Raw genomic sequence first — 13,409 nt, 5'->3', positions numbered from 1 at the left:
GAGTTAAGACGCGGACTGTTCTTGGTCTAGGCGCTCTACGAACTGGTCGAACAGAGAGTTGGAATCGTGCGGGCCGGCGGCGGATTCTGGGTGGTACTGCACGGAGAAGGCAGATCCATCCTTGAGGGCCACGCCCTCCACCACGTCGTCATTAAGGCAGGTGTGCGTGACCTCAGCGGGTCCGAATGGGGTCTCGAACTCCTCGCCCGCCGTGCCCTTGAGCGCGAAGCCGTGGTTCTGGGCGGTGATATCGATGCGACCGGTGCGGTGGTCGATCACGGGCACGTTGACGCCGCGGTGCCCGAACTTGAGCTTGTAGGTCTCCATACCCAGGGCGCGGCCCAGGATCTGGTTGCCGAAGCAGATGCCGAAGAATGGAATCTTGGCCTCGAGGACCTTCTTGACTTGTTCGATGGTTACGTCAGCGGTAGCCGGGTCGCCGGGACCGTTGGACACGAACACGCCGGTCACCGAGTATTCCTTCATTAGTTCCTGCACCCGCTCGAAGGTGGTATCCGATGGCACCACCACGGTGCGCACGCCGCGGCGGGAGAATTCGCGTGGCGTGTTGGTTTTGATTCCCATGTCGTAGGCGATCACCGTGTGCTTGTGCGCGCCCTCGGCGTCGATCACATACACATCGTCGGTGGACACATCGGCTGCCAGGTCTGCACCCACCATGGTCGGTTGGGCCTTGACCTGGGAGAGCATGTCCTCGTCGGTGGTCACGGCCTCGCCGGAGAACAGTCCGGCGGCCACGGAGCCTTGGTCGCGGAGGTGGCGCACCACAGCGCGGGTGTCCACGCCCTGGATGCCGATGATGCCCTGTTCCTTCATCTCTTCTTCGAGGGAACGGTCTGCGCGCCAGTTAGACACGCGACGGGACAGGTCTCGCACTACCAGGCCGGCGATCCAGATCTTGTCACCGCGGGACTCGGAATCTTCGTCGTTCCATCCCGTGTTGCCGATCTGTGGGGCGGTCGCCACCACGATCTGCTGGTGGTAGCTAGGGTCCGTCATGGTCTCTTGGTAGCCGGTCATGGCGGTGGTGAACACGGCCTCTCCCAGCGTGGATCCCTCCGCGCCGAAGGCCCGTCCCCGGAAGATACGACCGTCAGCTAGTACGAGGGCTGCTGCAGTGTTCGTCATTGTTGTGTCCTGTTCTCTTTGTTTCTTTGTGTCCGACGCCAAGCCTGTCTCTTGCCTGGCGCCCATGACTATCTTTCGGGGGTTTAGGCGGTGACTGCTTGTCCGTCTCGGCAGGTCACTGCTCCGCGGAGCAGCGTGGTGCTGATGCGAACGGGCATATCCATGCCTTCGTACGGGGTGTTGCGGGACTTCGATGCCATGTCTTCACCGGTGGCGACCCAGCTGCGCTGCGTATCGACCACGCAGAGGTTGGCTGGTTCGTCCACGGCGATGGGACGTCCGTGTCCGGGCAGCTTGGTGATCTGAGCGGGACGCTCGGACATGACGCGCGCGATGAAGCGCCAGTCTTGGTCTCCGCCCAGCACGAAGATCTGCGCGATGAGAGCCAACGAGGTTTCCAGTCCCAGCATGCCGGGGCGGGCCTTATCGAACTCGCAGCACTTCTCTTCGGATCCGTGCGGGGCGTGGTCGGTGGCCACGCAGTCCACGGTGCCGTCGATGAGTGCCTGGCGCAGTGCGTCCACGTCGCGCTGTTCACGCAGTGGAGGGTTGACGCGGTTGACGCCGTCGTAGGTTTCTAGGCGCTCGTCGGTCAGCAGCAGGTGATGCGGAGTGACCTCGGCGGACAGCGGAATGTTCTGAGCTTTGGCCCACTTGAGCAGTTCCACGGTTCCCTCGGTGGAGGCGTGGCAGATGTGCAGGCGGCCACCGTAGTCGCGGGCCATGATGGCATCGCGCGCCACGATGGATTCCTCCGCCACGCGGGGCCATCCGGTCAGGCCCAACTTGGCAGCCTGCTCACCCTCGTGCGCCACCGCGCCTTCGGTCAGGCGGGGCTCTTCGCCGTGCTGTGCCAGCAAAACGTCCATGCCCTTGGCATACTCCATGGCTCTGCGCATCAAGCGGGGGTCATCCACGCACTTGCCGTCGTCGGAAAACATGCGCACCTTGGCGTCGGATTCGGCCATCATGCCGAACTCGGTGAGCTCGCTGCCTTCCAGGTTCTTGGAGATGGAGCCCACGGGGTGCACGTCGCATAGGTTGGTGTTTTGTCCCTTGTACCAGACGGTTTCGGCGATGCTCGGGTTGTCTGTCACGGGGGCCGTATTGGCCATGGTGAACACGGCGGTGAATCCGCCCTGGGCAGCGGCGGCGGAGCCGGTGGCGACGGTCTCGGTGTCTTCGCGACCGGGCTCACGCAGGTGCACGTGCATGTCTACTAGTCCGGGCAGCAGAATTTGGCCGTCGAGGTCCAGAGTTTCGCCGTCAGTGCTCAGCCCGTTACCGATCTCGGCGATCTTGCCGTCGCGGATCAAGACGTCCGTTGGCTCGCCTTCGCCATAGATCTTCACGCCCTGCAGAAGCACCTCGTTGTCAGCACCCGTAGGGTGTGCTGCCAGGCGGCCCGTTGCTGGGTAAGCGGAATCATCGGCGGTACCCATAATGTGGGAGTTCACGGCCTGTCCTTTCGGCTGTACAGAATCGTTGTTGCTCATAGTTACTTCGCGCCCTCCAAGTCTTGGCCGGTGCCCACCAACAGTGAGAACAACACGGCCATGCGCACGTGCACTCCGGCGGTGACCTGCTGCAACACCACGGTGTTCGGTGCGTCAGCAACGTCGTCGTTGATTTCCATGCCGCGCAGCATCGGGCCGGGGTGCATCACGATGGCATCGTCGCGCATGGATTCCCGGCGTGCACGCGACAGGCCATAACGGGTGGCATACTCGCGGTGGCTCGGGAAGAACCCGCCACGCATGCGCTCAGCCTGCACGCGGAGCATCATCACCACGTCGGCGCTCTTGATCACTGAGTCGAAGTCTTGAGAGACTTCCACTCCCCAACTCTCTACGCCAAATGGCAGCAACGTCGGAGGGGCAACGAAGGTCACGTGGGCACCCAGCGTGGTGAGCAGCTGTGCGTTGGAGCGAGCCACTCGAGAGTGCAGAATATCGCCGACGATAGCCACGTGCTTACCGGAGATATCCCCCAACTTCTGGCGCATCGTCACGGCATCCAAGAGGGCCTGCGTGGGGTGCTGGTGTGAGCCGTCACCCGCGTTGATCACGGCGATATCGTCCACCCAGCGGGCCACTTGCTGGGCCGCGCCGGACGATGGGTGGCGCATGATGATCGCGTCCGCGCCCACAGCCTTCAGCGTCTGTGCGGTGTCTTTGAGGGATTCGCCCTTCTTCACGCTCGAGCTGGAAGCGGAAATGTTGATGACGTCCGCGCTCATCCACTTTCCCGCGGTCTCAAACGAGCTGCGGGTGCGGGTGGAGTTCTCGTAGAACAGGGTGAAGATGGTGCGCCCACGCAGAGTAGGAAGCTTCTTCATCTCCCGGCCCCGCAGAGTCTCTGCGAAGCGGTCTGCCTCGTCCAAGAGCTCTGTGATTTCTGCAGCAGAGAGGTCTCCGATGCTCAAAAGGTGCTTCATGATCTAGACACTCTCCTGTTCAGAAGTGCTGGTCCCGGCGACGTTAGCGCGGGTGAGTACAACCTGGTCCGTGCCATCGAGCTCTTCGAGCTCCACCACCACGTCTTCGTTCGCGGCGGTGGGAATGTTCTTCCCCACGTAGTCCGCGCGAATGGGCAATTCGCGGTGGCCTCGGTCAATCAACACGGCGAGCTGCACGTTGCGGGCACGCCCGATATCGCGCAAAGCATCGAGTGCGGCGCGGACGCTCCGTCCGGAGAAGAGCACGTCATCGACCAAAATGACCGTGGTGCCATCAATGCCCTCGTTGGGAACGGTGGTGGGCTTGAGCGCACGATGCTTCGATCCGCGGCGTAAATCGTCGCGGTAGAGTGTGATGTCCAAAGAACCGTGGAACACGTCCACGCCGGAAAACTCGGTGATCTTCGCTGCCAACCGTTTTGCCAGTGGCACTCCCCCAGACGGAATTCCTAGTAGAACAACCCGTGGGCTGTCCGGCCCGTCTAGTGCCGTTTTCTCAATGATCTGGTGCGCGATGCGCGCGACGGTACGGGAAACGTCATCTGCTGAGAGCAGCTGGGTTTCACCAGTAGCGGCCGTCGGGTTCATCGTGACCTCCTTTCCCGCCTCTCTGTGCGGTCAGTTAAAGGATGTCGGATAAGTGACTGGTAGACAGTGTAGCAAGACAGCTCACGCAGCGGAACTGTTGCTGCGTGAGCTGTCTCAATATTCGACGCAAGGCTCACCACATCACCCGCGCCCATCTGGAATTACTGCTGTTCGCCGGACGAGGGCTGGTTCGGCGTGGAGTCATTCTGATCAGAAGCGGACTCCGGCTGCTCTGGTGAAGACTCAGCGGATTCGGAAGTGGACTCTTCGCCGACCACGTTGCCGATCAGGCTCTCCAGCTCAACATCGGACGGATCGCCCGAACCAGCGGCTTCTTGACTCTCGCGTTGTGCGGCTGCTGCGTCTGCCAGGCGGATGTCCGCATCGCGGCCAACACCGTCCAGGACCACGTTGACGTAGCCCGGAGCCTTATCGTGCGAATACTCGCTGGCTAGCTCCACGCCTTCCTTCATCGCTACCTTGCCGGGGACATCATCGTTGAACATGACCTCCCACGCAGATACGCGCAGTACAGCGCGGTCCACGGCGGGCAGGCGATCGAGTCGCCACTCGGAAGACAAATGGCTGGCGATGGACTCGTCCAGGGCGTCCAAGTGCACGGCCACGCCTTCGACGATTTGACGGGTGTACTCCGGAACCGGCTTGACCTGGTTTTCTGCATCCTTGCTCAACGAAACTCGCTCGTCGACGATGTCTACCGGATCAATGTCCCGGAATTCTGCCTCGAACAGAATGTCCACTGCACGGCGCCGCGCTTTGTAGCGCGACCCATGGCGCTTGAAATTAGTTTCTTTGCTCACGGTTGGCGTCGAAAAAACTAGCTGTTCACGCGGGAGAGGTACTCACCGGTGCGGGTGTCAACCTTGAGCAGGTTGCCCGTCTCGATGAACAATGGGACCTGGATCTCAGCGCCGGTCTCCAAGGTGGCTGGCTTGGTGCCACCGGTAGAGCGATCGCCCTGCAGGCCTGGATCAGTGTGCTCCACCTTCAGCTCCACTGCCACAGGAAGCTCGGCGAACAGTGGCTCGCCTTCGTGGAAGGAGACCTGAACCACGGTGTTTTCCAGCAGGAACTTGGCGCCATCGCCCATCATGTTTTCGGACAGTTCGATTTGGTCGAAGGTCTTATCGTCCATGAGAACGAAGTTGGAACCATCGTGGTACAGGTAGGTCATGTCGCGACGGTCGACCGTTGCGGTCTCCACCTTCACACCAGCGTTGAAGGTCTTGTCTACGGTCTTGCCGGAGACAACATCCTTGAGCTTGGTGCGGACGAATGCTGGGCCCTTACCTGGCTTCACATGCTGGAACTCGATGATCTGCTGGAGCTTGCCATCAATTTTGAGGACCAGGCCGTTCTTGAAATCCGAGGTATTTGCCACGGGTCATTCTCCTTTTAAAGACTTGTGCGTGATCATCGCGCGGGGTGTACGCAGCAACGACGATAACAATGTGTAAATCAACCGGTGAGTCAGTCTAGCACCGAGCTAGACAACGATGAGCTCAGTGGCCGAGACGTTGAGGCTTTCCGCGCCATCGGCCGTGATGATGTAGGTGTTTTCGATGCGCAATCCGGTATCGCCGGGCAGGTAGATGCCAGGCTCGACGGTCAGGGTCATGCCTTCCTTCAGCTTGTCTGCTTCATCCACGGTCTGGGCAGCGCGGGGTGCCTCGTGAACGTCCAAGCCCACGCCGTGACCTGTGGAATGCACGAAGTACTCCCCGTACCCAGCCGATTCAATGACTTGCCTGCACGCAGAATCTACTTCCCGCAGGCCAGTGCCTGGGCGCAGGATCGACTCGCCTGCTTTCTGTGAGCGGTAGACCGTGTCATAGAGCTCGAAATCTCGGTCTGTGGGTTCGCCTACGCACACCGTGCGCGTCTGGTCGGAAGCGTATCCATTCAGGTACACACCAAAGTCAACGGTCACCAACCCAGGCACGATGACGTCCTTAGATACCCCGGCATGAGGCTTGGAGCCGTTGATTCCAGAAGCCAGGATCGTATCGAAGCTCAAAGAATCTGCGCCTGCCTTGCGAAGACGGTTCTCTAGGTCAGCAGCGGCCTCGATTTCCGTCATTCCTTCGCGAATGCCTCCTTCAGCAATGAACTGCTGCCACACGGAATCTGCCAGCTGACCAGCGGCTCGAAGAGCTTGAATCTCGGCATCATCCTTAATCAGACGAGCCTGCTCCACTGCGTTGGAGATAATCTCCGGATCACCCAGGGCCCGGGCTTGCCCCAGCGACATGCTGGGCTCCACCCGGAGAGTCTGCTCGGTCTCCTCCTGGAAGCGGGCATTAAGCGCGCGAACGATGTTGGATTCCACCACGATCTCCACGTCGTCCGGCTCACCCGTTTGCAGCGCGATTTGCGTGGCGTAGCGACCATCCGTGGCCACAATGCCGGTGCCGTCAGCGCGCAGCAAAAATGCCCCATTAGAGCCACGGAAACCGGTGAGGTATTCCACGTTGCGCAGGTCGGTGATCAACAAAGCGTGTGCATGGGCCTCTGCGATGGTGTTGGCGACTGCCTTGCGACGTTCATGCAGCTGTTGTGCTCGGGTGGGGTCCATGTTGTGATTCCTCCTCAGGTCAGACGAGATAAGGGTTCAAGCCTAATGCTCTGCGAAGTAACGCAGTGCGGCGCGATATCCGAAGGTGCCCAGCCCGGCGATTACTCCCTTGGCGATGGGGCTCAGGTAGCTGTGGTGCCGGAAAGCTTCCCGTGCATGGACGTTGGAGATGTGTACCTCCACGAAGCCTTCGCCGTCAGCGATTTCCGCCAGTGCATCGCGCAGGGCCACCGAGGTGTGGGTGAATCCGCCCGGGTTGATGATTACTCCGTGACCAGCATCGGCGGCCGCGTGCACCGCATCGATGAGTTCACCTTCGTGGTTGGATTGCACGAAGGTGACCTCGATAGATAGGGACTCGGCTTCCTCCCGAATCTGGCTTTCGAGATCGTGCAGCGTCGTGGATCCGTACACCTCCGGCTGGCGCTTGCCGAGGCGGTCGAGGTTGGGGCCGTTGATGACCGTGATTGGACGAGCCATGGGTGTCTCCTCAAGCGATTGGGATGGGAATCTAAGCGGGGTGTGCAGTAGCTGCGTAGGCCTTCTCGAGCAGTTCGCGGGAAGGTCCCTCTAGGCGCGTCGGCGTGCCTGCCTCTTCGATCACCACGAAACGAATGGTGCCGTCCTTGTTCTTTTTATCGCGCGTCATGGCGGTGATCAAGGTCTCCAGATCAGCGTTGTTGTACGACGACGGCAACCCCACGGCAGCAAGAATCTGGCGATGACGATCCACCACGGTCTGATCCAAGAGTCCAGCAGCAAGAGCAAGTTCAGCTTCGAAGACCATTCCTACGGCGACTGCATGACCGTGACGCCACTGGTAGTTCTCGTGGTGCTCTACAGCGTGTCCGTACGTGTGGCCGTAGTTGAGGATTTCCCGCAAGTGAGACTCTTTGAGATCTTGGGCCACCACGTTGGCCTTGACTTGGATTGCGCGCTCGATGAGCTCCGGCAGGCTGCCGTGGGGATCGAGAGCAGCCGCTGGATCTTCCTCGTAGATGCGCAGGATTTCCGTGTCTGCGATGAAGCCGGCCTTGATGATCTCCGCGGAACCGGCGGTGAGCTCCAACTCTGGCAGAGTGTCCAGGACATCCAGATCCACCACCACAAGGGTGGGCTCGTGGAAGGAGCCCACCAAGTTTTTCCCGGCCTCGGTGTTGATGCCGGTCTTTCCACCCACCGCGGCATCCACCATGGCGAGCAACGTGGTGGGGCACTGAATGACCTTGATTCCACGCATCCATGTCGCGGCGATAAAACCAGCCAGATCGGTGGCCGCACCACCACCGAGGCCGATGATGACATCGTGGCGGGTAAGACCAGCACGGGCACACATGTCCCAGCATTCGCCTGCTGCCTGCAGAGTTTTGCCACTTTCCGCATCCGCAATCTCGTGCAGCGTGACCGTGATCCCCTGAGCGCTGAGCTCGGACTTAATGTGTGCAGCTCGCTCGGCCAGCGCTGGCTGATGGATGAGCAGTGCATTGTGCACACCGGTGGTTGCCTGGAGGATATGGGAAACCGTGGCAGCCACTCCCCTGTCAATCGTCACGTCATAGGGAGACTGCGAGTTCACGGTGATGGTCGGCATAGTTTCTTCCTGACTACTGCGGTGATGGGCTGTTGTAGATGCACGGCTAGCGCGCGGTGGGGTTGTTCTGATCCTCTTCGAGGTACTGAAGGATATCTGTGACTACTCGTTGCGGCTTCTTCCCATCCGAGTGCACTAGAAGGTTGGCAACTTCCTCGTAGAACTGGGCACGTTCTTCCAACAGTTGCTCATAGCGAGCGGCAGGGTCGCTGACATTCAGTAGCGGCCGAGAGGAATCTCCGGAGGTTCGACGCACGCCCTCCTGGGCGGTGACGTGGAGGTACACGACCCGCTGGTCGGCGAGGAGTGCACGGTTGGAAGCAGTGAGAACGGCTCCTCCGCCAAGAGAGACGATGCCGTCTGTCTCCATGGCCTCCGCGACTGCCTCTGCTTCTGCCTGACGAAATTGAGCTTCACCTAGCTGATTGAAGACATCGCCACAGGCTGAGCCGTACTTCTCCTCGATCATCAGGTCCGTGTCAATCGCGGAGGTATGCAGCGCGTTAGCGAGTCGCTTGCCCACCGTGGTTTTGCCACTGCCCGGCAAGCCCACCAGAACTACGCGAGGGCTCATGATTTATCCCAGGTCAAACGCTGACGTACCTGCTCGAGATACGCCTCGTAGTTGCGCTTGGTCTCTTCCAGCGAATCGCCGCCGAACTTGCGCAGGATCGCACGTGCCAGAACCAGTGCCACCATGGCTTCCGCCACCACACCGGCTGCGGGTACGGCCACTACGTCAGAGCGCTGGTGGATGCCGGTGGCTGCCTCGCCAGTGGCCATATCCACAGTCTGCAGAGCGCGTGGCACCGTGCTGATCGGCTTCATAGCTGCTCGGACGATCAGATCCTCACCGTTGCTCATGCCGCCCTCAATGCCTCCAGCGCGATTGCTCAAGCGATCCACGCCAGACGCGGACTCAGCGCGCACCATTTCGTCGTGGGCCTGGGAGCCAGGTCGGCGGGCTTCCTCAAACCCGTCACCGATCTCCACGCCCTTGATGGCCTGGATGCTCATCACTGCGCTGGCCAGCTGTGCATCGAGTCGATCTTCGCCTGAGGTGTGCGTGCCCAGCCCAATCGGCAGCCCCTTGACTACTACCTCGACGATGCCGCCCAGCGTGTCGCCGGACTTCTTCGCAGACTTGATGCATTCAATCATGGAATCTTCAGCCGCCTTGTCGAAAGCACGCACGGGAGACTCATCGATCGCATCAATATCGGAGAAGTCTGGCGTAGGACCGGTATACGGCTCGGAAGCACCGATGGAGATCACGTGGCTGAGCACCTCTACGCCGCACACCTCTCGCAGCACGGCGCGGGCGAAGGTCGCGGCGGCCACACGAGCTGCCGTTTCACGCGCCGATGCACGCTCCAGGATCGGACGGGCCTCCTCATGCTGGAACTTCAGCATTCCGGAAAAGTCTGCATGGCCAGGACGCGGGCGGGTCAGCTGTGCACCGCGCCCGCTGCTCATCTCCTTGGCTACTTCCTCATCAGACAGGTCAACAGGATCAGCAGACATGATGGTGGTCCACTTAGGCCACTCGGTGTTGCCGATCATGACGCTCACGGGAGAACCCAAGGTCAGGCCGTGGCGGACACCGGACAGGAATGTGACCTCGTCGGCCTCAAACTTCATGCGAGCTCCGCGACCATAGCCCAATCGACGGCGAGCCAACTGGCTAGCCACATCATCGCGGGTCACGTGAAGACCTGCAGGCAGGTTTTCCACAAGGGAAATGAGAGCTTGGCCGTGAGATTCACCAGCGGTAGTCCATCGAAGCATGAGGAACACTTTACAGGCTGTTTTCAGCGAACAAGTACATAGTCACCAGTGTGGTGGCCATAACCATCGCGGGACCCTGCGGCACATCCCGCCGCCGACCCACCGCGGCAGCGTACAAAGCGGCCAGCAATCCAGACATCATGACGCTGAAGAACACTGCCATGACTCCACCGCAGGATGCTGCGAGAACCCCCAAAGAACCCGCCAACTTTGCATCCCCCGCGCCAGCGGCATGGCGACGGAATATGCCCCCACTAGCCACAACGATGAGCCACCACGCAAGGCCCCCAAGCACTTGTGCGGAATGGTCAATGGTGCCTACGTGGTCTACTAACCCAAGCCCGATGAGCCCACACGAGCCCCAGGTCACGGCAACAGCAGGCAGCGAGAGGATATTAGGGATGAGGGATTTGTTGGCGTCGAACCACATAACGAGCCCGCCCCAACACGCCGCAATAAAGAAACCCCACGTACCCCACCCCATGAGGACAAAGTAACACGGCGCGAGGCGGAGCAAGCCACCAATTCAAGCGGCTGTGGAAAGCCTGTAGCTAGGCGCGGTGCGACATCACCGTGTTCAACATGTGGCCCTGTTGGGGAGCCTGACCAGTAAACAACTCGTACTGGCGCTCGGCCTGACCCGCTAGCATGCGCAAGCCATCCGCGTGCGGCAATGCGGCCTCAGCGGCGGCGGAGAGCAACGGCGTGGGATAAGGATCGTAGATCACGTCCACCACGGACTCCGCGCGCAACAGCGAAGGAACCAGAGGCTTCGCGCCCGCCGCAGGAATGGTGGAGATCACCACGGACGCATCAGCACACAGCTCGTCCACCTGGGACTCGTCGAAACGAGCCCAGGAAAACTCCATCCCAAAGGCCTCCACGAGGGACTGGAGATTCAACGCCCGCTCGGAACGAGCCAACACCGTCACGTGTGTGACACCCTGAGCCGCCAAGGCGGCCACTGCGGGACGAGCCGTGCCACCATTGCCCACCACGATGCCGCGAGTGCCTGCAAAGTTGATCCCGTGCTCGATGTGCAGATCCTCAAGGCACGCGGACACTCCGTCCACGTCGGTGTTATCGGCTAGCCACGTGCCATCGCCCTGCGGAACGAGGGTGTTGGCGGTGCCAATCGCAGTAGCCCGCTCGGTGGCTGCGTCCGCCAGTTCCAAGGCAGCGGACTTGCCAGGCATCGTGACGGAAAAACCGCGCACATCGGCACCAGAATTCTCAAGCAACGTGCGGATCTCCCACGCCTCGCCCGCATCAATGCGCACATAGGTAAACGGCAGCTGATCGTCCAAATAAGCGGAGTTGTGCAGCAGCGGGGACAGAGAGTGAGCGATGGGACGCCCCAGAACCGCGCACAGATTAGGCGCAGCGAGCGTGCGCCACTGTGCCGTGGAATCGAAGAACTCTTCCACGGAAAATACTGCGGGGAATTGCACGGCCGGAGGTTCAGACCCGGCCGGATTTACAGGGTGCTCCTGTGACATCGAAATGTTTCAGACCTAACGGTTGGAATCCAGCACGCCATTGTTGGCGGACTCTTCGATGGCTTGTTCGTGCGCGTCGAAATCGCGGTTGAACACGGTGCGACCATCAGTATCCACGGTAACGAAGTACAGCCAGTCACCTTCGGCGGGGTTCTCCATGGCGTGGACTGCCTGCAAACCTGGAGACGCGATTGGCGTGGCTGGCAAGCCTTCCTTGGCATACGTATTCCACGGGGTTTCCCGGTCGCGATCCTCGTTGGTCGTGGCCACTTCCTGCTCAGAAATGGAGTAGTTGACCGTGGAATCGAACTCGAGCTTTTGGTTGATCTCCAGGCGATTCAGGATAACTCGCGCCACCTTGTCAAAGTCACCTGCAGGAGCCTCGCGCTCCACCAGGGACGCGGCAGTGAGCAGTTCGTAGGGGCTCAAGCCCACCTTGTTGGCGGAATCCACCAGGCCAGTGCCTTCAAAGGACTCCACGGAATCCCCGATGATGTCCTGCATGATCGCCAAGGGCTCGGCGGTGGGGTCAAACAGGTGCACGCCAGGGGCAACCAGGCCTTCGATACGGCGTGGGTCATCCCCACGTGCGTTCACTGCATCGCGCGCCCATTCCGGAACGCCCAACTCTTCCGGAGAGGTTTGAGCCACCGCTTCGCGGAGCTGATCAGGCTTGACACACGTCTGCTCGTCCTGGCAGGTCTGCTTGGAGATCAGAGAGTAAATACCGTCGCGAGGCTCGCCACCCACCACGGTGACGTCATCCAGAGTCAGACCGTTAGGGATATCCACCACGCCGCGGCGCGACTCGTCATCAGTCAGCACCTGCAGCGCGTTGTCTGCAGACATCTTCTCCTGCATCGGGTAGTAGCCCTGTTGCAAGCTTGGCTGTTCCTTTTCCGCAGCAGACATCATTGCACGGCGCGAACCAACTACGCCCTTGTCCACCAGTTCGGGAGCCAGGCTGGATACGGAATCGCCGGCGTCCACGCGCACCATGACGATGTTTCCGTTACCCGCGCCTTCGTAGTCCCGCACAGCAACCACGTTGCGTTGGTACCACACGAATCCGGTCACGCCGACCAGTAAAATGACCAAGGCAATAGCCAAAGCTCCCGCCCATTGCCTGCGACGACGATACTTCGGTTGCATGTTGCGTGTTGCGGCCATGCGTGACGTGGCCCTTCCTCTTGATGACATATCTGGCCTATTGTTACACAGTCGTAATCAAATGTTTGCAAGCACGCGCCTGCGCGCGTCCAACCACCCTTGCAAAATATGCACTGCTGCAGCCTGATCGATCTTCTTGCGCCCCTTTTTCGCGGACACTCCAGATGCTTGGAAGGCTTGCGTCGCAGCCGTGGTGGACATTCTCTCATCTACCAGACGCACGGGAATGTCGCCGAGGTCTTCACGCAGATCGAGGGCGAAATCCTCCGCCAGGTAGGTGCTCGAGGTGTGGTTGCCACGCAAGGCCACGGGCAGGCCAACAACAACTTCAACCACAGAGTTATCTTGCACCAGTTCCACCACGCGAGCCACGTCGCTGCCGTCGACCGCTGCGGGGACTGTTTCCACTGGTGTGGCGAGGATGCAATCGGGATCGCTCATGGCCACCCCAATGCGCACGGAACCCACGTCGATTCCTAAACGTCGCCCGGCTCCCGGATCAGTAGCTGAGCTCGGCTTTTCCGTCTCGCTCATCGTGGGTCTCTCCTTCTTTATTCCCGACGCCAAACC

The 13,409-nt window shown here is 60.5% G+C and carries 15 protein-coding genes; all 15 read right to left on the bottom strand.

Going from position 1 to position 13,409, the window contains the following annotated elements; all coding sequences use genetic code 11:
- Window positions 1-3: 3 nt before the first annotated feature.
- Window positions 4-1,149: a glutamine-hydrolyzing carbamoyl-phosphate synthase small subunit gene (gene carA / locus CS919_RS06605; RefSeq protein WP_099298697.1), complete on the bottom strand. Its 1,146-nt coding sequence runs from the start codon at window positions 1,147-1,149 to the stop codon at window positions 4-6.
- Window positions 1,150-1,232: 83 nt separating this feature from the next.
- A complete protein-coding gene (locus CS919_RS06600) occupies window positions 1,233-2,591 on the bottom strand; it encodes a dihydroorotase (RefSeq protein ID WP_099298836.1) in 1,359 nt (452 codons plus the stop codon).
- Window positions 2,592-2,647: 56 nt separating this feature from the next.
- Window positions 2,648-3,586 carry an aspartate carbamoyltransferase catalytic subunit gene (locus tag CS919_RS06595; RefSeq protein ID WP_099298696.1) on the bottom strand — a complete coding sequence of 313 codons (939 nt, stop codon included), beginning with the start codon at window positions 3,584-3,586 and terminating at the stop codon, window positions 2,648-2,650.
- A gap of 3 nt (window positions 3,587-3,589) precedes the next feature.
- A complete protein-coding gene (pyrR, locus tag CS919_RS06590) occupies window positions 3,590-4,195 on the bottom strand; it encodes a bifunctional pyr operon transcriptional regulator/uracil phosphoribosyltransferase PyrR (protein WP_099298695.1) in 606 nt (201 codons plus the stop codon).
- A gap of 161 nt (window positions 4,196-4,356) precedes the next feature.
- Window positions 4,357-5,016: a transcription antitermination factor NusB gene (nusB, locus tag CS919_RS06585; protein ID WP_099298694.1), complete on the bottom strand. Its 660-nt coding sequence runs from the start codon at window positions 5,014-5,016 to the stop codon at window positions 4,357-4,359.
- A 17-nt stretch (window positions 5,017-5,033) separates the two neighbouring features.
- Window positions 5,034-5,597: an elongation factor P gene (gene efp / locus CS919_RS06580; RefSeq protein WP_099298693.1), complete on the bottom strand. Its 564-nt coding sequence runs from the start codon at window positions 5,595-5,597 to the stop codon at window positions 5,034-5,036.
- Window positions 5,598-5,702: 105 nt separating this feature from the next.
- On the bottom strand, window positions 5,703-6,791 hold the full coding sequence (locus CS919_RS06575; RefSeq protein WP_099298692.1) for a M24 family metallopeptidase: 1,089 nt from the start codon (window positions 6,789-6,791) through the stop codon (window positions 5,703-5,705).
- A 42-nt stretch (window positions 6,792-6,833) separates the two neighbouring features.
- On the bottom strand, window positions 6,834-7,271 hold the full coding sequence (gene aroQ, locus CS919_RS06570) for a type II 3-dehydroquinate dehydratase (RefSeq protein ID WP_099298691.1): 438 nt from the start codon (window positions 7,269-7,271) through the stop codon (window positions 6,834-6,836).
- Window positions 7,272-7,302: 31 nt separating this feature from the next.
- Entirely contained in the window at window positions 7,303-8,382 is a 1,080-nt protein-coding gene (aroB, locus tag CS919_RS06565) for a 3-dehydroquinate synthase (RefSeq protein WP_099298690.1), read from the bottom strand.
- Window positions 8,383-8,428: 46 nt separating this feature from the next.
- Window positions 8,429-8,956 (bottom strand): shikimate kinase, encoded by a 528-nt coding sequence (locus CS919_RS06560; protein WP_099298689.1) that lies wholly within the window; start codon window positions 8,954-8,956, stop codon window positions 8,429-8,431.
- Complete coding sequence (gene aroC, locus CS919_RS06555) at window positions 8,953-10,170, bottom strand: chorismate synthase (protein ID WP_099298835.1); 1,218 nt, start codon at window positions 10,168-10,170, stop codon at window positions 8,953-8,955. Before aroC ends, CS919_RS06560 begins: the two co-directional genes overlap by 4 nt.
- 10 nt (window positions 10,171-10,180) lie before the next feature.
- Window positions 10,181-10,654 (bottom strand): prepilin peptidase, encoded by a 474-nt coding sequence (locus CS919_RS06550; RefSeq protein ID WP_143341764.1) that lies wholly within the window; start codon window positions 10,652-10,654, stop codon window positions 10,181-10,183.
- Window positions 10,655-10,721: 67 nt separating this feature from the next.
- Complete coding sequence (locus tag CS919_RS06545; protein WP_099298687.1) at window positions 10,722-11,669, bottom strand: shikimate dehydrogenase; 948 nt, start codon at window positions 11,667-11,669, stop codon at window positions 10,722-10,724.
- 15 nt (window positions 11,670-11,684) lie between these two features.
- On the bottom strand, window positions 11,685-12,839 hold the full coding sequence (gene mltG / locus CS919_RS06540) for an endolytic transglycosylase MltG (RefSeq protein ID WP_194187392.1): 1,155 nt from the start codon (window positions 12,837-12,839) through the stop codon (window positions 11,685-11,687).
- Window positions 12,840-12,896: 57 nt separating this feature from the next.
- Window positions 12,897-13,373 carry a Holliday junction resolvase RuvX gene (gene ruvX / locus CS919_RS06535; RefSeq protein WP_099298686.1) on the bottom strand — a complete coding sequence of 159 codons (477 nt, stop codon included), beginning with the start codon at window positions 13,371-13,373 and terminating at the stop codon, window positions 12,897-12,899.
- Window positions 13,374-13,409: the final 36 nt, after the last annotated feature.

Origin of the sequence: Corynebacterium dentalis (assembly GCF_900232865.1) — a bacterium.
Taxonomy (GTDB): Bacteria; Actinomycetota; Actinomycetes; order Mycobacteriales; family Mycobacteriaceae; genus Corynebacterium; species Corynebacterium dentalis.
Note: the sequence above shows the minus strand (reverse complement) of the source record. Positions and strands in the feature narration are given on the sequence as shown.

Bases quoted from the DNA above. Each gene is read 5' to 3' on its own strand.
- ruvX (WP_099298686.1), bottom strand. From the start codon at position 13,373: ATGAGCGAGACGGAAAAGCCGAGCTCAGCTACTGATCCGGGAGCCGGG.
- CS919_RS06545 (WP_099298687.1), bottom strand. From the start codon at position 11,669: ATGTCACAGGAGCACCCTGTAAATCCGGCCGGGTCTGAACCTCCGGCC.
- CS919_RS06575 (WP_099298692.1), bottom strand. From the start codon at position 6,791: ATGGACCCCACCCGAGCACAACAGCTGCATGAACGTCGCAAGGCAGTC.
- carA (WP_099298697.1), bottom strand. From the start codon at position 1,149: ATGACGAACACTGCAGCAGCCCTCGTACTAGCTGACGGTCGTATCTTC.
- CS919_RS06600 (WP_099298836.1), bottom strand. From the start codon at position 2,591: ATGGGTACCGCCGATGATTCCGCTTACCCAGCAACGGGCCGCCTGGCA.
- CS919_RS06595 (WP_099298696.1), bottom strand. From the start codon at position 3,586: ATGAAGCACCTTTTGAGCATCGGAGACCTCTCTGCTGCAGAAATCACA.
- aroB (WP_099298690.1), bottom strand. From the start codon at position 8,382: ATGCCGACCATCACCGTGAACTCGCAGTCTCCCTATGACGTGACGATT.
- pyrR (WP_099298695.1), bottom strand. From the start codon at position 4,195: ATGAACCCGACGGCCGCTACTGGTGAAACCCAGCTGCTCTCAGCAGAT.
- aroC (WP_099298835.1), bottom strand. From the start codon at position 10,170: ATGCTTCGATGGACTACCGCTGGTGAATCTCACGGCCAAGCTCTCATT.
- CS919_RS06550 (WP_143341764.1), bottom strand. From the start codon at position 10,654: ATGGGGTGGGGTACGTGGGGTTTCTTTATTGCGGCGTGTTGGGGCGGG.
- aroQ (WP_099298691.1), bottom strand. From the start codon at position 7,271: ATGGCTCGTCCAATCACGGTCATCAACGGCCCCAACCTCGACCGCCTC.
- mltG (WP_194187392.1), bottom strand. From the start codon at position 12,839: ATGGCCGCAACACGCAACATGCAACCGAAGTATCGTCGTCGCAGGCAA.
- CS919_RS06560 (WP_099298689.1), bottom strand. From the start codon at position 8,956: ATGAGCCCTCGCGTAGTTCTGGTGGGCTTGCCGGGCAGTGGCAAAACC.